The following is an 18286-nucleotide window of genomic DNA, read 5'->3' as shown; positions in this document are numbered from 1 at the left end:
GATCTGTCGACCGATCGGAAAATGGATGACGAAACTCCGCTTTGGGCATGCCAAAGCCACTGATTTCCGAGTGCAGGACGAAGCGGTTCGAGGCGACAAGGCGGAGCGACAAGCGCTTGCGCAGCGGCGGGAGTTCGTGGTTGAGTTTCGGACCGTCAGCTCCGGAACTGATCGGAGCAACAACACTCTCCTGGGGCACTGTTGTGCCTTCTTCCTCGCCTGCCCCACATGGCGAGGGGCAGGGAGGGAGCGATATCGGATCTTCCCCCGGCGCGGTCCGGAGTATCCGCATGCACACTGCCTCGCACGAAAGAGGGAATCCCTCTCCGCTCGTCCACCGCGGAACTCCTCGATGGACGGCCGTACGGATCGGAATTGCTTCTCCGCAGTACCTCGCACCTTCCTCGTGAAGTTCCGACGAAAGCGAAAGCGCAGTACCCGAGCCAAGCCGACCACTGACGGGCGTTCACGCTCGCTGGTCCCTTCCCACCCCATCGTTGAAGTGGAAGCATCCGTGGCGCAGACTTCCGTGATCCGTACCGTCGTCGAACAGTCCTCTCGTGTCCTGGAGACCTACCGTGTCGATCCGGGCCTGATCCCCGAGCACGCCAACGGCGAACGCCGCATCACGCAGGGCGGCTACGGTGACCGCCAGCTTTTCGAACTGGTCCAGAACGCTGCCGACGAGATGAGTGACGAGCCCGGCGGCCGGATTCACGTCGTGCTCACGGACACTCACCTGTACTGCGCCAACCAGGGAAACCCCGTGACCCCCGAGGGTGCGGAGACCATCCTGCGGATGAGCATGTCCCGTAAGCGCGGTGGGCAGATCGGTCGCTTCGGAGTGGGCGTCAAGTCGGTCCTGGTGGTGACCGACACCCCCGAATTCTTCAGCCGTGACGGCAGTTTCGGCTTCGATCGCGCCTGGTCCTACGAGCAGATCCGGAACGTGCCCGGTGTGCGCGAGAGGCACGGGGACCAGTTCGAAGCGCCCGTACTGCGTATGGCCCGTGAACTGGACATGGCAGCCGAACGCCTCAGGGACCAGGTACTGGACGAACTGTCCGAGTGGGCGACCACGGTCGTCCGACTGCCACTGCTGTCAGGCGCGGCCGACCGGTTGGGCAAGGACATGCACGGGCACCGAGGGGCGGCCGGCCACGAGACCCGTGCGGAGTTTCCCTCCGGCTTCCACCTCTTCTCCCCGCACGTGGGCCCCTTGGTCCTGGAGGACCGGCGACCCCGCCCGATCGCCCGTCGAGCACTGCGCGCCGAGCAGGACGGCACTCTCCGCACGATCCACGAGGAGCGGGTGGGCAGGCTTCCGGTCACCTCACAGTGGCGGGTCTTCACCGACACACACGAGCCGACTGCGGCCGCCCGCCGCGACGCCGGCGAGCTGCACGATCGCGTTTCCATCGATGTGGCCTGGGCCGTTCCTGCCTACCGAACGGACGAGAGGACAGGTCTGCTCAGTGCTCCCGACGCTCGTGGCCGGGGCCGCTTCTGGTCCTTCTTCCCGACAAAGTACGAGATGACGCTCAGCGGCATCCTGAACGGTGCCTGGAAGACCAACGAGGACCGCCAGAACCTCTTGGACTCCTCGCCCTTCAATGTGGAGATGATCCAGGTCGCGGCCCGTCTGGTGGTCGAGTCGTTGCCCGCCCTTGCCCCCGCCGAGGACCCCGGGGCGTACCTTCCACTGCTGCCCGGGCGTACCAAGGCCGTCGAGGTGATCAGTTGGGCCGACGGCCTGCTCACCGAACAGATCTGGGCCGCGGCCGCGGTACGTCCGTCGCTGCCCGACCAGGACGGAGTCCTGAGGACTCCCGGCGAGTTGAGGATTCACCCTGACCTGGGGAAGGACACCACCGCGCAACTCCGGTGGTTGCGGAACTGGCACGCGTACGCCGGGCGTCCTCGTGACTGGGTGCACCCTTCGGTCGAGGCCACGGATCTGAGATCCGGCAAGATCCAACACATCCTCGGGGCGGCGGGTCGACAGCGGTCGTCGGTCGTCGAGTGGTTGGAGGCGCTGGTCTCCGACGGTTCGGCGAAGGCTTCGGAGATCGCGATTCGGATCGTCGCGGACATGATCGAATCCAAGGCATCCTGTGCCGCGGAGGCCCGCAAGGCCGCGATCGTGCTCACCGAGGAACACGGCATGGTCGCCCCGGTGGGGGGCGTGGTCTACCGGCGTGCCGAGGAGGACGGTCTGCGGGAGTCGCTGGTCTACGTGGATCGCGCCTTGTCCGACGATCCTTCGCTCTCCTCGGCCCTCACCGTCCTCGGCATCCAGGAGGCCGATGTTCGGGGACGATTCGTGAGCGTTCTCGACCGCGGATTCTCCTCGTACGGCATGCAGGAGTGGAATCGGTTCTGGGAGCTCTTCCATCGGGCAGGTGCCTCCGTGGTGGGCCACGAGGTCACCGAGCGGGTGCCTGCGCCGATGAACACCTTGATGGTGCGCACGGCGGACGGCCGCTTCCGTACCATGCACGACTGCCTGCTGCCCGGCGTCGTCGTCACCGCGGAGAGCGATCCCGGGGTCGCTGTGGACATGCAATTCCACTCCGACGACGCGTCCTTCTTCCGCGAGTTGGGTCTGCTGGACCGTCCGACCTCCGGGCACCGGCCCGAGACGGAGCCCTGGTTCGAGGAGTACCGGGCGGCCGCGCATGAGGCGTACTGCGACAAGCTCGACAGTCGGGCGAGCCGGCCGACCCTCGCAAGGACCAAGGTCGAGGGGGCGCCTGTCGGCGGGTCCTTGCACCTGCTGCCCCGACTTTCGGAACCGGCCCGCGCCGCTTTCCTCCATGCGTTGCCCGAGGACGCGCTGGTCGAGAACTGGACGCTCCAGATCGGTGCCCAAACCAGTACCCGTCGGACAGCCCAGTCCCCGATCCGGTGGATGCTCGCCCGTCACGGTCGGGTCCGGACGTCGCAGGGGCCGAAGCCGCTCCGCGACGCCGTCGGCCCGCAGCTCGACGGATACCGTGACGTGCTCCCGGTGGCATCGATCAGCCATGAAAAGGCGCGCAAGCTCGGACTGGCGGCAAGTGTCGAGAAGGTCCGTCCCTGGCAGTGGGAACAGCTCCTGCGGAAGCTTCAGGAGAGCGAGGACGACGCGTTCGTCGGCTCCACCTACGCACTGTTGACCCGCCTGGAGGTCGATTTTCCCGAGGACTCTCCGACCCGGTGCCGGATCGGCGACGTCTGGGGCGGCCGGGAGGACGGCGAGATCGCCGTCGCGGCGAACCGGGACGAGTACAGGTCGCTGCGGGCCGAACGGATTCCGGCGCTGCTGATGCCGAACCGGGAGTCAGCCGAACTCATGGTCGAGCAGTGGGGGATGCTTCGCCATGACGATGTCATCAGCCGTGAGACCCGTCATGAGTCGACCGTGGACGCGGTCCCGCTCCCCGAGGAGTTCCCGACGCTGCGCCGGCGGATGGGGACGTCCGTCAGCATGTACTCGCTGCTGCGTTGTTCCACGCTGGAAGAGGTCGTCCGTACCCCGCACGGCGCACGGGTCAAGGCTCTGGAGAGCGCCCGCCAGGGCAACGTCATCAAGGTGCTGGACTCGCTCGACCGGCCGGCCGTCCTCCGGGTCGTGGACCGCGAGTTGACCCTGCGGTTGGGCGAGGACGGCTGTCGCGCCGTGCTGGAAGCCCAGGTCCGGCAGGAGCAGGACGTAAAGGTGCGCTCCGCGCTGAAGGCGATCCGTGAGGCGGCGGACGTGACGGCCAAGCTGGAACTGCTGATCGGCGCCGAGGCTTTGCGCGACCGGTTGCCCGCCGGGTTGATGGAGGCCGAGCGTCAGGCGCCGGACGGGCAAGAGCCCACCGGGCTTCGGATTGCGCAGATGGCTTTCAATGCGCACGGCGACACCGTGCTCAAGACCCACGCCCGTGACATCCAGGAGCGCTTTCCGAGCGCCCCGGCGTCGTACACCGGGGGCTCGGCGGCCGTCTCCTTCGTCTCTGACCTCGGTCTGCCCGCGCCTTTCGCCGGTTACCGAACGCCTACCCTTGACCAGAGCCTGATGGTGGAGGGGCCCCGTGACTTCCCGCGCCTGCACGACTACCAGGAACGACTGGCCCTCAACATCTTCGAGATGCTCGACCGGTTGGCCCCTCAGCGCGCCATGCTGTCGCTGCCCACCGGCGCGGGAAAGACACGCGTCACCTCCGAGGCCGTCATCCGCTGGGTGAAGCAAGCCGGTGAGCTCAAGGGGCCGATCCTGTGGATCGCCCAGACCGAGGAGCTGTGTGAGCAGGCTGTGCAGAGCTGGCAGTTCGTCTGGAGCAAGGCCGGCCCGCAGACCCGGCTGACGATCAACAGATTGTGGACCTCGAACGAGGCGGCCCCGATTCTCGACGGTCCGCAGCTCGTCGTGGCCACCGATGCCAAGCTTCAGCAGTGCCTGGACACGGACCGGTACGCCTGGCTGCGGCAGGCCGCCCTGGTCGTGGTGGACGAAGCCCACACGGCGACCAGCTCGCGCTACACCGAGATCCTGGGCCTGCTCGGCCTGACCCAACACCGGACCGAGCGGCACCTGCTCGGCCTCACCGCCACCCCGTTTCGCGGTCACAACGAGGAGGAGACCCGCCGACTGGTCAACCGGTTCGGTGCGCGCCGGCTGGACGAGGGCGTCTTCCCCTCGGACGACGCCTACGGCCATCTCCAGAGCCTGGGGGTGTTGGCGCAGGTCGAGCATCGGGAGCTGACCGGAGGCACCATCGAACTGTCCCGCCAGGAACACGAGAGCGCCCGGCAGTTCAGCCTGTTGTCGAAGGCGGCCGAGCAGCGGCTGGCTGACGACCACGACCGCAGCCGTCGTATCGTCGAGGAGATCGCGAAGATGGAGAAGGACTGGTCGGTGCTGGTGTTCGCCACCTCGGTGGAGCACGCGAAGTACCTGGCGGCCCGGTTGAAAGACCACGACATCACTGCTTCCTCGGTGGACGCCACCACCTCCGACAGCGACCGCCGTGCGCGGGTCAGGGACTTCCGCGACAAGAAGGTGCGGGTACTCACCAACTACGGCGTCCTCAGCCAGGGCTTCGACGCCCCCGCGACCCGTGCGGTCGTCGTCGCCCGGCCTGTCTACAGCCCGAACGTGTACCAACAGATGATCGGACGCGGCCTGCGTGGTCCCCTCAACGGCGGCAAGGACACCTGCCTGATCCTCAACGTCCGCGACAACATCAGGAACTTCGACGATGCTCTCGCCTTCACCAAGTTCGAGCACCTGTGGAGCAAGAAGTGACCGTCTCCGACAAGGACGACCCCAGCCTCACGTCCGAGCAGCAGGCGGTCGTGGACCAACCCTGGGACGTCCGTCTGTTGGTCACCGCCGGAGCCGGCGCGGGCAAGACGCACACGTTGGTGCGCCGCTTGGACGCTCTGGTCGGCCACGCGGACCCGGACGAGGCCATCGAGGCATCCGAGTTGCTGGTCCTCAGCTTTTCCCGCGCGGCGGTCCGTGACCTGCGGGACCGGATCGCCCGGCACGGCGAGCACGCACAGCGCGTACGTGTCCAGACCTTCGACTCCTGGGCCTACTCTCTGCTGACGCAGGCGTACCCGGACGGGCAGTGGGCGACGCTCGCCTTCGACGAGCGCATTCGGGCGGCCACCGACGCCATCGAGAAGGGGGCATTGGAGTCCGTGGAGGCGGGGCTTCCCCTGCACGTGATCATCGATGAGGTGCAGGATCTGGTCGGTGTCCGCCGGGAGATGGTGGAGTCGCTGCTCGACCGGCTCCACGAGTCCTGTGGGTTCACCCTGGTCGGCGACCCTGCCCAGGCGATCTACGACTTCCAGATCGAGGACCCCGAGGAGTATGCCGACCGCGCCGACCTCTTCCTCCGTTGGGTTCGCGCCTCCTACCCCGACGACCTCGTGGAGCTCAGCCTGACGCAGAACTTCCGCGCGGCCACGCCCGAAGCGCGTACCGCTCTCGCACTCGGGCCGGCAGTCCAGGGCATCGGCAGGGCTCCCGAGGGTGCCGACGCGGCGGCCGAAAGGCTGCACGGGGAACTGCGCGAACTGCTGTTGGACGTTCCCGATCTGGGCGGGCTCACCGATGCGTTCACCCTCGACTCGCTTCGGTCCTTCCCGGGTACCTGCGCGATTCTGACCCGCGACAACCGACAGGCACTCGTCCTCTCGGAGTTGCTGCACACCCGAGGCGTCCCGCACGCCCTGCAGCGTTCGCTCCGGGACCAGCCGGCGCCGCACTGGGTTGCCGAGTTGCTGCGCCGGACCGAGGCCGTCACGCTCACCGAGGCGCGGCTGCGTGAGCTGCTCGGCGCGATACCGCTGTTGCCCGAGAGCACCCGGCCGGAGCAGGTGTGGCGGTCCCTGCGCAAAGTGGCGCGCGGCACGGGCCGAAACACGCTCGACGTGATGCGATTGCGACGAATCGTGGCGGAGCGTCGCCTCCCGGACGAACTGGTCGACCCCGAACCTTCTCGGCTGATCGTGTCGACGGTGCACCGTTCCAAGGGCCTGGAGTTCGACCGTGTGGTGCTGCTCACCCCGCCCACCATGGCCGAGTTGCGCAGACGCCGCAGCCAACTCGACATGCCCGCCGAGGCGCGGGCGCTGTATGTGGCGATGACCAGGGCCCGAGAGGATCTGTACCGGGTCGCCGCACCGGAGACCGTGACAGTGCTCAAGCACCGACAGACCGACCGCTGGTACCGGGGAGTTCCGAACTCGCGCCACAGTTGGCGGCGCGATGGCATCGAGGTGCGAGCCGGTGACGTCTGCGCCGTGGAACCGGCAGACGCCTCGAACGACGCCACCGGCGCTCAGTCGTACCTGCTGGAGCGCGTACGGTCGGGAGACGCGGTGTCGTTCCGCCTGCGTGACTCCCTGCCCATGGGCCCGGAGCAGAGCCCCCGATACGCGCTGCTGCACGAAGGACGGGAGATCGGCGAGGCGTCCGAGGTCTTCAGGAGCGAGCTGTTCGCCGTCCTGAAGGTCGGCGCTGCCTGGGAGATCCGTTGGCCCGAGGAGATCGTCGACCTGCGGGTCGACTGCCTGGAGTCCGTCTCGGGCAGCGCCGCTGCCGGGGTCAACGCGGGGCTGGGTGACCATGGGGTGTGGATCGCCCCACGCGTCAACGGAATCGGACGGTTCCGGCGGTTGGCCGGGGTCGAGGAGGAGGGGGAATGACGATCCACGCAGGTCGGCACGCGGCGCACTACGAGGTCCGCGAGGGATTGGTGGCCCGACTGCGTCGGGAGCTGCTGGGCCCCGATGCACACCACTCTGCCGAGGGCCTCGCCGAGGTGCTGGACCAGGATGCCCCGATCACCCGGTACCCGGTGGGGGTACTGTTCCCGCGCCCTGCGGACACCGAGGCAGGCCGGCGCCTCCGGGAGGACGCCGAGGAGGAAGCGGGCCTGGACGAAGAGCCTGTGACCAGGGTGGACGGCCTCGACGAATCAGTCTCGGTCGCGGAACGGCCCAACGCCGGTGACCGGCGTCCGTCCACCGTCGGTCTGACCTTCGCCGTCGACAGCTCCGTGTGTCGGGAGATCGTGATCTCGGCACGTGCCGCCGTGTACGAACCCGAGGACGCCGGAGGTCGCAAGGTCTCCGCTCTTCGCAGCGAGGCACGCACCACCTCTGATCAGCGGGAACGGTGGCGTCGGGTGGAGTTGGACCTGCCGAGCACGAGCGTCGATGTGACCTGCCCGGGGCGTGGCGCCTCGCGCGACCTGCTGAACGGCACGGCACGCCTCGAAGTGCACGTACGCCGTCCGTCCCGGGAATCCGACAACGTCACCGTCACGGCCACGCTGGTGAATGTGCGGAAGGTGGGTGAGCGGGAACTCCAGGACGCCTTCGCGCTGTTCCAGGCCGGGTTGACCGTCCGGGCCGCAGACGGGGCAAGCGTCTTCGTCGAACGGCCCGCTGCACCCTCGACCCTTGACCCCGAACTGGCGACCAGCCGACTGCTGCACCGGCACGCACCCACCTTCGCCACCGGCCATGGCTGCGCAGCGGTGTGGGAATGGAAGGCGCCGCCGATCGGTGTCGCCGAAGTCGAGCGTGCCGCGGTGGCAGAGGTCCGCACCGAATTCATCCCGACCCACGAGGTGCTGCTCACCGACTCCAACCCGGAGATCGACGACGACGCACTCACCATGCTGGGCCTGGCGGAGGCCACCGACGCGGAGGTCATCGCCGCCCTGGAGGGGCTGGCGGCAGGCTATGAGGAGTGGATCGCCCGTAGGGACGCCGAGGCCGCCGGGCTCGCGGGCACCTCCTACGAAAATGCCGCGAAGGCCCAGCTCAAGGCCTGCGGGGAAGCCCTGGAACGGATGCGTGAGGGGATCGGTCTGCTGCGTGACAAACCGGACCTGATGTCGGCGTTCCGTCTGGCCAACCGCGCAATGGCGAACCAGCGGGCGCGTAGCGCTTGGATCAAGGAAGGGTGTGTCGGCGAGCCGGAGCCGGCCTCGGCACGCTGGCGTCCGTTCCAGATTGCCTTCATGCTCTTGTGCCTGGCCGGAGTGGACGATCCCGGTCACCCCGATCGGGGAGTGTCGGACCTCCTCTGGTTCCCCACAGGTGGCGGCAAGACCGAGGCGTACCTGGGCCTGATCGCGCTGACCATCTTTCTGCGCCGCATGAGGCTCGGCGCTGCCGGTGGTGGTGTCACCGTCCTCATGCGCTACACGCTTCGTCTGCTGACCCTCCAACAGTTCGAACGCGCCGCGGTCCTGGTCTGCGCCATGGAGGAAATGCGCCGGGAGAACCCCGCCGAGTTGGGCCACGAGGAGATCTCCCTGGGCATGTGGGTGGGCCGCTCCGCCACCCCCAACTCCCTGGAGAGTGCTGCCGGACAGCTTCTCGCGGCCCGTTCGGGCAAAGTGCTCCAGAAGGAGAACCCGGTCCAACTGCACGCCTGTCCCTGGTGTGGAACCGCCCTCGATGCGCGTCACTACACGGTGGACACGGACGCGGTGCGCATGCACGTGCGCTGTTCCGGCACGGACTGCGCGTTCTCCGGGGGACTGCCCGTGCACCTGGTCGACGAGACCGTGTACCGGGCCCGGCCTTCCCTGGTGATCGCCACCGTCGACAAGTTTGCCTCGATGCCGTGGCGGGCGCAGACCGCTGCCCTCTTCAACCGGGACAGGCAGGACTCCACGCCGCCTCCCGAGCTGATCGTGCAGGATGAGTTGCATCTGATCTCCGGCCCGCTGGGCACCCTCACCGGCCTGTACGAAACGGCCGTGGACGTGCTCGCCGCCCGCCCGAAGGTGATCGCTTCGACGGCGACCATCCGCCGGGCCACCGAACAAGGCAAAGCCCTGTTCTCGCGTGAGGTACGGCAGTTCCCCCCCGCGGGTCTGGACTCCCGTGATTCCTGGTTCGCGGTGGAGACCCCGGCCGGCGAGAAGGCGTCCCGCCGCTACGTGGGCCTGCTCGCTCCGGGCACCAGTCAGTCCACCTTGCTGATCCGCACCTATGCCACCCTGCTGCACGAGGCGACGCGTCTCGACACCACGCCGAAGGTGTCCGACGCGTATTGGACCCTGGTCGGCTATTTCAACAGCCTGCGCCTACTGTCCGCCGCCGAACTCCAGGTTCATGACGACGTGGTTGCCCATCTGGAGCACTTGGCCGAGCGCGACGACGCGGTCCCCCGTTCCATCGACAACTACTCCGAACTGACCAGTCGGGTGGACGCGAGCGAGATTCCGGCCCGGTTGAAGCAGATCGAGCGGCGGCTGCCAGGCAGCGACGTGGTGGACGTGCTCCTGGCCACCAACATGATCGCAGTCGGTGTGGATGTGGACCGGCTCGGTCTGATGGCCGTCATGGGCCAGCCGCAGACCACCGCTGAGTACATCCAGGCCACCAGTCGCGTCGGCCGTGCCCACCCCGGTCTGGTCGCGGTGATGCTGAACGCGAGCCGCTCCCGGGATCGTTCCCACTACGAGAACTTCCAGCACTACCACTCCGCGCTCTACCGCGAAGTCGAGTCCACATCGGTGACCCCGTTCTCCGCCCGTGCCCGCGACCGCGGACTGCACGCGGTGATCGTCGCGCTTGCTCGCATCCTCATCCCGGCCGCTCGCCCCGACGAGGCCGCCGGGGACATCGACCGGTTCCGCGACGAGCTCCGGGAGCGCGTCCGCCCGAGGATTCTCGAGCGGGTCGAGGCCGTCGCCCCGGAGGAACTGCTGCACGTGGCCGATGCCTTCGATGAGTTCGTCGACTGGTGGTACCAGCGGGCGGAGTCATTCGGTGCCCTGTACTACGAGCCGAAGCGTGGACACCGCACCCCCTCCTTGCTCAAGCCCTACGACGACGCCTTGGAGGACGTCGAGGCGTGGGAGACCCTGTGGTCCCTCCGCGATGTCGACGCCGAGTCCGCCCTGTTCATGGAGGCATCCCGATGACCCCGCCCCCTTCTCGCCGCCGGCGCGGCCTCGACGGTTCCGCCGCACCTGCCCGCACCTTGCCCCGCCGTGGCTCGATGCGGCGAGCCCAAGCCATCACCACCTACGGAGTGGGGGCGCTGATCGCGGTGGAGCAGGAGTCGTTCATCGTGACCGGCATCGACGGAGCCGAGCAGTACTGGCCCCGAGACGAAGCCCCGGTGATCCACGAGCCGCGTCTCGCCCGCGTGCTCGGGGTGGACCATTTCCGCCTTCCACCCGCATCGGACGACCGCAGCCGCGACGGTGTTCGGGTGCGCCGCTTCCCGTTGTGGCATCACTGTCCGGAATGCCACGCGCTGGACCACGTGCGGAGCTTCAACTCCCCTCCGGGGAAGAACGAGTGCGGCCAATGCTCCGAGACACTGGTTCCCTCCCGCTTCGTGGTGGCCTGCGAGGACGGACACATCGCTGACTTCCCGTACTGGAAGTGGCTCCACCGCGGCCGACGCGGCGACGGCGGAGGTGGCTTCTGCGGTGGCCGGATGAGTCTGCACTCCTCGGGTCGCACCTCCTCGCTCCGTTCGGTGGTGCTCTCCTGTTCCTGCGGGGTGGCTGAGGTGTCCATGGAAGGCTCCTTCAGGCGTGGTGCCCTCAAGGATCTGAACATCCACTGTGAGGGCCGACGCCCCTGGCTGAAGGACGCACCCGAACTGCCCTGCTCCCGGTCGCCTCGGACCCTTCAGCGTGGTTCGTCCTCCGTGTGGCAGCCCGTGGTCCGCTCCGCGCTCTCGATCCCGCCGTGGAGCGACACGCGGGTGAACGCCTTGGACGAGCATTGGGACGCCCTGCGGGCGTATTCCACCGTCGCCGAGATCGAGATCTATCTGAAGGGTGCGTTCAAAGGTGCGCCTTTCCCCATGAGCGCCGACAAGGTCCTGGAGCTGCTGACAGCGATGGAGGCCGAGGACTCCATCGGCGAGGAGGGGCCTGACGTCGACCAGGAGCGGCGCTATCGGGCCCTGCGCGACATCGAGTACGAGCGGCTCTGCGCGGGTCACCCTGAGGGCTCGGACAGCCACGCCGAACAGTTCGTCTGTGAGCCCCCGGTCGGTGACGGGAAGCCTCTGGTCGGGACCGGCCTGATCGCTCCGATGTCGGTGAAGAAGCTCCGCGAGGTACGTGCGCTCAAGGCCTTCACCCGGGTCATCGACCCCGAGACCTCGTCGGAGGGCCATGAGGCGGACCTTTCCCTCGTCCCCACCCGCTGGCTCCCCGCGACGGAGGTGCACGGCGAGGGCGTCTTCCTGCGGCTCGACGAGGAAAAGCTCGACGTCTGGGCGGAGTTGCCCAGGGTCGCCGCTCGCGTGGAGGTGATGCGTCGTCGACATCAGCGAGTCCTGGCGGAGCGCGCCTCCGACCCCACTCGCGTCCCGCTCTCGCCTGCCAGTCCACGCATGGCCCTGCTGCATGTCCTGGCACATGTGATGATCAACGAGTGGAGCCTGGAGTCCGGTTACCCCTCCGCTTCGCTCCGCGAGCGGATCTACTCGGGCGACGAGATGGCCGGTGTGCTGATCTACACGGCCACCAGTGACTCGGCCGGGAGCCTCGGCGGTCTGGTCACCCAGGGTGAGCCCGACCGTCTTGCGCGGGCCGTCCGCTCGGCGGTGCATCGCGCGGAGTGGTGTTCCGCCGACCCGCTCTGTCTCGAGACCGGTGTTTCAGGTACCGGGGGCACCAATATGGCTGCCTGCCACGCCTGCGTGATGCTCCCGGAGACCAGCTGCGAACACAACAACGGTCTTCTCGACCGGGCCCTCCTCGTCGGTACCCCGGAGGACCCGTCGCTCGGATACTTCGCGCACCTGCTCGTCCCGTGAACACCGGGCTGTGACACCGGGGCGGGAGGGAACAGAATGCCCTCCCGCCCCGGTCTCCACCGCATCGTTCACGGAAAAATCAGAATCCGTCGTATCCCAGGGCAACCCTGCCCTGGGCCGGCAGCGGAAGATCGAGCGCAGCGGTGAGGATGTGGGCGGCAAGGAGGGGGGGAATGGCATTGCCGATCTGCTGGGCGATGGCGTTCCCCTTCCACGGGTAGAAACGGGGGAATGTCTGAAGAAGGCCCGCTTCCTCGCTCGTGAACCGGCCTTCGTGCACCACACCGTTGGTCACGGAGACCACCCGGTTGCGGAAGATCTTCCCCGTGACCGTGAATGCGGGGTCCTTGTCGGTGCGCCGGCCCCGTGCCTTGGGATCTCCACCGGTGCCGTAGTTCGAGATCACCGTGAAGTTCGAACGGTCGAGGGCCTGTCCCATGGAAACCCAGGTGGCGAGTGACGTCTGCGTCGCGGCACCCCCTTTCCGGTAACGCTGGTGGGTGGGTTCCGGCAGTCGGGCCGCCACGATCGGATCGCCGGGGACTCGATATCGGGCCACAAGGATCGCGCGACGGCGGGTCTGCGGGACGCCGTATTCCTCTGTGTGGAGGACTCGCGGTTCGGCCACGGAGTAGCCGCGCGTACGCAGGATCTCGGCCATGCGCTTCCAGACGGGCAGGACCGCAGGGACCTGTTCAAGGACGATGGCTTCGTAGGGCCTTCCCTGGTCGAGCGCTGTCAGAGCCCACCGCAGCGGCTCCAGGACCAGACCGGTGCGTTTGTCGCCGTCGATCAGTGCCGCATCCGACCGGACGTCCTTGCCCTGCGCCATGGCATCGATGAACCCGAGGACCTCGTCGAGGGCCCGTCGTCCGGCTCCTGTTCCGGCGACAGTGAACGACTGGCAAGGAGGCCCGCCTGTGAGGATGTTGGCCTCGGGGAACGCCTCCGGTCCGAAGTCGCGGACATCACCCTGCACCGTGCGCAGGTGAGGATCTTCGGGCTTGAGGTCGCCCTCGAAGGCACGGCGTGTCGCGCAGGCATCGGTATCCCACTCGATTCCGGTCACAGGAATGCCGAGACACTGAGCCGCCACATCCAGTCCGCCGGGTCCGGCGAAGAGATCCACGGCCTCGTATCGGCGACTCACTGGCGCTCCTGTCTGTCATGTTCGGTACGAGGACGGGCTCGCGTAGGGGTCCGTGGAGCGCCGTAGGTCTCTCGCCAGGAGGTTCGTTCACCGGCGGGCTCACAGGTTACCCCCGGGCCGCCGCCCCGCTTGATCAGTCTGCGATGGTCGAGCCGTGTGGGTGACGATGACGAGGCTCCAGCGCGGCTCTGATGGCAAGCCCGAGCGCTCGGCCCACGGGGGGCGGTGAGGCGTGGCCCACCTGCCGATAACGCGCCGTCTTGCGACCGGCGAACGACCAGTTGCCAGGGAAACCTTGCAGCCGTGCCGCTTGTTCGACGGTCAGCGCTGCCATGCCCTTGACGCCGAGTGAGAGGTCCCAAGGGAAGTCGGGCCCCGGGACCGTGTCCGCGACAGTGCCGCCGTTCACGCGCATGCGTGCCCAAGCGCGTTTCGTTCCGGTCGGTCCCAGATCGGCCCCACCGCGATTCCAGGAGCCACCCACCAGGGTCGGGGCCACCCGATCGGCCTGTGCGGCCCAGGCAGCGGCATGCTGCCAACCGCGCTCTGCCATGGAGGCCCCAAGAGCCCCACCCACGGTGAGAGGCGGTTCCGTGTCGGGCGCCGGTGCGATGAAGCCGTCGATCGCGTTGTCCTTGAAGGCCACCAGGACGCCCTGCTTCCGGTCCTGGGGTACTCCATGGTCCATGGCGTTGAGCACGAACCAACGGTGTCGGTACCCGAGGTGTTCGAGCTCAGCGGCGACGTACGCGCGGATCGGCTCGTATTCGGGTCTGAAGACGAGAGCGGGGACGTTCTCGATCAGCAGGGCACGTGGCCGGACGCCGTGCATGAGCATGATCGTCGATGCGAGTATGCGAATTTCCTCATCGTCGTCTGCGCGGCCCACTGCGGCACTCGCTTTCACCCGCGGCAGGCCGCCCGCCAAGAGGTCCACGTCGTACGTCTCCTGGTGGTCCACGGGATCGAAGTCCAGGAGGTCGGCTTCGAGGGTCTGCCACGCGGGGCGATTCAGACGCAGCGTCTCACAGGCCACGGTGCGGTTGTCCAGAAGCAACACCGGTTCGAAACCGGCCTGTTCAAGGCCGAGTGCCAGGCCACCGGCACCGGCGCACACGGCGAGACAAGTGAGGCGTTCGACACCGGACTCCGTCATGACCACCGTTCATGCAAGCAGGGCAAAATCCCCTGGACCCACCGACAGGCTACCCGGCCCGCCCTCGGTCCCATGTGGGTTTCGCAGCTCGGAGGTCATGACGCCGGGTGGTCGCAGGGACGGAAGACGGGGAGCGACCAGCACAGGACGGACCAGTCCCGCGACCCATGGGACGCGCTCCTCGGCGTCCCCGTCTTCTCGGTGGTTCAGCCGGTCTGTAGAACAGTTCTCGGCGATGTCGGATGCCCGCCCTGGTGGCGCTCAGCGGGGCGGGGCGGATGCGTCGGGTGGGTTCGGGTCAGCGTTTGATGCCCACGCCTGCGAGCAGGCTGATCTCGGCGTCCGCGATCTCGGCACCGGGGGTGGCGGCTTCGGTGGAACGCCAGCGGTGGCAGCAGCAGATGCCGGGGTCGATCAGGTCGAGCCCGTCGAAGAAGCGGCGGACGTCGCTGTGCGAGCGGAACTGCACCGGGGAACCGGACTTCGTGTAGACCTCCGCGACCCTGTTCCAGGTGACGGGGTCGAAGTCGGGCGTGCAGTGGTTCATGGCGAGGGCGCTGCCCGCCGGGAGCGGGTCGAGCAGGCGGTGGACGATGGCGTACGGGTCGTGCGGGTCGGTGATGAAGTGCATGAGCGCGTTGAGGGAGAGCGCGATGGGCTGGTCGAAGTCCAGGACCCCCGCGTCCTCCACGGAGCTCATCAGCGCGTCGGGGTCGGTGATGTCGGCCTCGACGTAGGCCGTGCGTCCCTGGCTGGTGCTGCGCATGAGGCGTTCGGCGTACTTCAGGACGAGCGGGTCGTTGTCCGCGTACACCACGCGGGCGTCGCTCGCGACGGACTGGGCCACCTGGTGCAGGTTGGGCTCGGTCGGTATACCCGTGCCGATGTCGAGCCACTGGCGGATGCCGTGCTCCTGGGCCAGCACCCGGGTGGCCCGGTGCATGAACGCCCGGTTCTCGCGCGCGGTCACGTAGATACCGGGGTGGGCCTGGGCGGCGACCAGGGCGGCTTCCTTGTCGATCTCGAAGTGGTCCTTGCCGCCGAGGAAGTAGTCGTACATCCGGGCCGAGTGCGCCTTGCTCGTGTCGAGGTCGCGGCCGGCCTGCCTGGTGGTCATGTTCTCCCCTTCATGCGTGTGTCTGTCGGCCCGCGGGCCGTGGACGGGACCGGTGTCGTCGTCCCCCCCGGGCCCGCGGGCCCGGGGGCGGGACCGGTGTGGTCGTCCCTTCCGCTCACCGTCGGGTCGCCCGGCGGCTCCGCTCACCGTCGGCTCAGCCGGCGGCCAGGTGGTCGGCCAGCCCCTCCTTGACGCCGCGGACGAACGCGGCGATCTCCTCCGGCGTGTAGATCAGCGCCGGGCCGGCCGGATCGGTGGACTGCCGTACGGCCACGCGGCCGTCGGCGAGTTGCTTGGTCTCGACACACTGACCGCCGTTCGGCCCGCTCCAGGGGCGCTCCCAGCCTTGTTCCCCGAGATCGCGCGCCGGCATGCCGTTGTAGACGCTCTCGTCGGTCATCGTCATGAGTACTCCTTGCGCATGCGGTTCAAGAGGGTCTTGCTGTCCTCGGAAGACGTCAGCAGCGCCATGCGGTTGTGTGCCTCGAGATGGGAGACGACGTCCGCGCGCTGGTCAAGGTAGACGGAGGCGGAGAGAAGCTCGCTGTAGACGATGTCGGGCAGTTCGGGTTCCTCGAACCGGAAATAGGTGAACGGGGCGCACGCTCCGACATGCGCGCCCGCACTGAAGGGCACGATGTCGAGGCTGACGTGCGGGAGTTCGGAGGCGTCCAGCAGCCGTTCGAGCTGCTCGCGCATCACGTGCGGGCCGCCCACCACCCGGTGCAGGACCGATTCGTCCATGACCACCCACAGCGTGGGGGCGTCCGCCCGCTCCAGCAGGCTCTGGCGGCGCAGCCGCAGCTCCACCCGGCGTGCGAGCTCCTCCTCGCTGTCGTTGGGGAACCCGCCGCGCAGCACGGCGCGGGCGTAGTCGTGGGTCTGCAGAAGGCCCGTGACGTACTGGGGTTCGTACGTGCGGAGGGTCTTGGCGCCGGTCTCCAGGCTGACGTAGGCGGTGAACCAGCTGGGGACGGCGTCGCGGTAGGAGTGCCACCAGCCGGGCTTGTTGGCCTGCTCGGCCATGTCGACGAACTCGTCGATCTCCTGGCGGTCCGCGCCGAACGTCTGCAGGAGCTTCTCCGCGTAGAGCGGCTTCAGGGCGACCTCGGCCTTTTCCAGCCGGCGGATCGTCAGGGGGGTCACGCGCAGGGCCTTCGCCGCGTCCTCCAGCGACACACCGGCGCCCAGCCGCATGTCCTGCAGCCGACGGCCGAGGATCATCCGCAGGACCGTCGGCGCGCTGGTGCCGGAACGGGCTTCGCTCACGCCCAACCCCCTGAGTGATCGTCAACAAAGCCATTCTTACAGCCATTTGATGATGACACCAGAGTGATACAAGCGCTGCTGAGATTATCAGGGAGTCGGTTGCAGCGTGAGCTATCGCACGCGCATAGTGGACCTGTGAGCGGTCAAGGCACAGTAATGACGCAGATTCCGGTGCCGGAGAGCACGCGTGATGTCGATCCCGTCGTCGGCCCCCCACCGCTGGTCACGTGCCTCGTCGCACCGCTCGCGCCGCAGTCCCGTATCCCCTCACCGCGCCCCGCCCCCCGGAGGCGCTGGAAGGCGACACCCGTGACTCTGTCCACGCCCTCCCCTCCGGCCCCGGCCTTAGCCGGGACCGTGCCGTGCCGGGAGTACTGGTTCGGCCTGCCCGCCCTGCGTTCCAGCGTGAGACCCGCCCGCGACACCGTGCGGGACCGGCTCCGCGCGTGGCAGCTGCCCGACGACACCTGCGGCGACGCGGTGCTGCTGGTCTCCGAGTTGACCACGAACGCCGTGCTCCACACCGGCAGCGGTCAGGTCCTGTGCGGCCTCACGCTGACCGGCGACCAGCGGCGCCTGCGGATAGAGCTGCACGACGAGGGCCGTACTCCGGTCCTCCCGCCCGAGCACCGCGCCGGCCCCGGCGAGGAGAGCGGGCGAGGGCTGTTCCTCGTCCAGCAACTCGCGGACACCTGGGGCTCCGCACGCTCGACGCGGGCCGAAGGAAAGGTCGTCTGGGCAGAGTTGACGGCCCACCCGTGACGCTGTGGGGAACGGTCGGCCGCCGCACCGGACCGGTCGCGCCGACCCGCGGCAACGACCGCACGCTCCCGCCGCGTTCACCGTTGCGCGCGGCGGAACCCCTCCCACTCCTCCTCGTTCTGCTCGCGGAAGGTGCCCATGACTCCTCACGATGACGCCGCTTCTTCCGTCGTGCTGTACGTGTGCGCCGACCGAGCCCGGTGCGCGCCCGGGGAGGCCACGCAGCGCGCGCGGATCGAAGGGCACGCGTTCGCCGAGGAGCGCGGACTGACGATCTCCGAGGTCATCACCGACCCGTACGGCGAGTCCGACCCGGCCCGGCGCAGCGGGTGGCGGCGGGTGAGACAGCTGGCACAGACCGGCCACGTCGGCACGGTGCTCGTCCGCTGGCCCAGCGCCATCGCCCCGGAGTCCGCGCACGAGCTGCGGACCCGCGAGGCCGAGTGGCTGCGCGCCCAGGGTGTGCATGTGCGCTACACCTGGGCGCCCTTGTCGTCGGGGTGCTGCGAGACCGGCTGACGCCACTGGCCGGTC

11 protein-coding genes are annotated in these 18286 nt (G+C 68.3%); 6 read left to right on the top strand and 5 right to left on the bottom strand.

Features of this window, described 5'->3' with window-relative positions; genetic code table 11:
• Window positions 1–25 precede the first annotated feature (25 nt).
• Genes OG896_RS13250 through OG896_RS13235 form a run of 4 tightly spaced genes read left to right on the top strand, consistent with a single transcriptional unit; the run spans window position 26 to window position 12298 of the window.
• Complete coding sequence (locus OG896_RS13250) at window positions 26–5275, top strand: DEAD/DEAH box helicase (protein ID WP_329365276.1); 5250 nt, start codon at window positions 26–28, stop codon at window positions 5273–5275.
• Window positions 5272–7191, top strand: coding sequence for a UvrD-helicase domain-containing protein (locus OG896_RS13245; RefSeq protein WP_329365274.1), 1920 nt, complete (start codon window positions 5272–5274; stop codon window positions 7189–7191). The genes OG896_RS13250 and OG896_RS13245 overlap by 4 nt, the downstream gene beginning before the upstream one ends.
• Complete coding sequence (locus tag OG896_RS13240) at window positions 7188–10436, top strand: helicase-related protein (RefSeq protein WP_329365273.1); 3249 nt, start codon at window positions 7188–7190, stop codon at window positions 10434–10436. Before OG896_RS13245 ends, OG896_RS13240 begins: the two co-directional genes overlap by 4 nt.
• Complete coding sequence (locus OG896_RS13235; protein WP_329365272.1) at window positions 10433–12298, top strand: DUF1998 domain-containing protein; 1866 nt, start codon at window positions 10433–10435, stop codon at window positions 12296–12298. Before OG896_RS13240 ends, OG896_RS13235 begins: the two co-directional genes overlap by 4 nt.
• Before the next feature lie 79 nt (window positions 12299–12377).
• Here the strand turns inward: OG896_RS13235 and OG896_RS13230 are convergent, their stop codons facing one another.
• The 5 genes from OG896_RS13230 to OG896_RS13210 form a co-directional block, all read right to left on the bottom strand.
• Entirely contained in the window at window positions 12378–13427 is a 1050-nt protein-coding gene (locus tag OG896_RS13230) for a DNA cytosine methyltransferase (RefSeq protein ID WP_329365271.1), read from the bottom strand.
• Between the two features lie 154 nt (window positions 13428–13581).
• Window positions 13582–14604, bottom strand: a complete 1023-nt coding sequence (locus OG896_RS13225; RefSeq protein ID WP_329365269.1) for a DNA cytosine methyltransferase — start codon at window positions 14602–14604, stop codon at window positions 13582–13584.
• A gap of 298 nt (window positions 14605–14902) precedes the next feature.
• A complete protein-coding gene (locus tag OG896_RS13220; RefSeq protein WP_329365267.1) occupies window positions 14903–15721 on the bottom strand; it encodes an SAM-dependent methyltransferase in 819 nt (272 codons plus the stop codon).
• A 154-nt stretch (window positions 15722–15875) separates the two neighbouring features.
• Window positions 15876–16127: a DUF397 domain-containing protein gene (locus OG896_RS13215; RefSeq protein WP_329365264.1), complete on the bottom strand. Its 252-nt coding sequence runs from the start codon at window positions 16125–16127 to the stop codon at window positions 15876–15878.
• Window positions 16124–16990 carry a helix-turn-helix domain-containing protein gene (locus OG896_RS13210; protein WP_329365261.1) on the bottom strand — a complete coding sequence of 289 codons (867 nt, stop codon included), beginning with the start codon at window positions 16988–16990 and terminating at the stop codon, window positions 16124–16126. Before OG896_RS13210 ends, OG896_RS13215 begins: the two co-directional genes overlap by 4 nt.
• A gap of 309 nt (window positions 16991–17299) precedes the next feature.
• On the opposite strand from OG896_RS13210, the gene OG896_RS13205 reads away from it, so the two are divergent.
• The gene (locus OG896_RS13205) at window positions 17300–17752 is read left to right on the top strand and encodes an ATP-binding protein (RefSeq protein ID WP_329365259.1); all 453 of its coding nucleotides are present in this window, start codon (window positions 17300–17302) and stop codon (window positions 17750–17752) included.
• A 138-nt stretch (window positions 17753–17890) separates the two neighbouring features.
• Window positions 17891–18271: a hypothetical protein gene (locus OG896_RS13200; protein WP_329365257.1), complete on the top strand. Its 381-nt coding sequence runs from the start codon at window positions 17891–17893 to the stop codon at window positions 18269–18271.
• Window positions 18272–18286 lie beyond the last annotated feature (15 nt).

The sequence above is a fragment of the Streptomyces sp. NBC_00669 genome (assembly GCF_036226785.1).
Lineage (GTDB): Bacteria > Actinomycetota > Actinomycetes > Streptomycetales > Streptomycetaceae > Actinacidiphila.
This window is presented reverse-complemented; position numbering and strand designations above follow the sequence as displayed.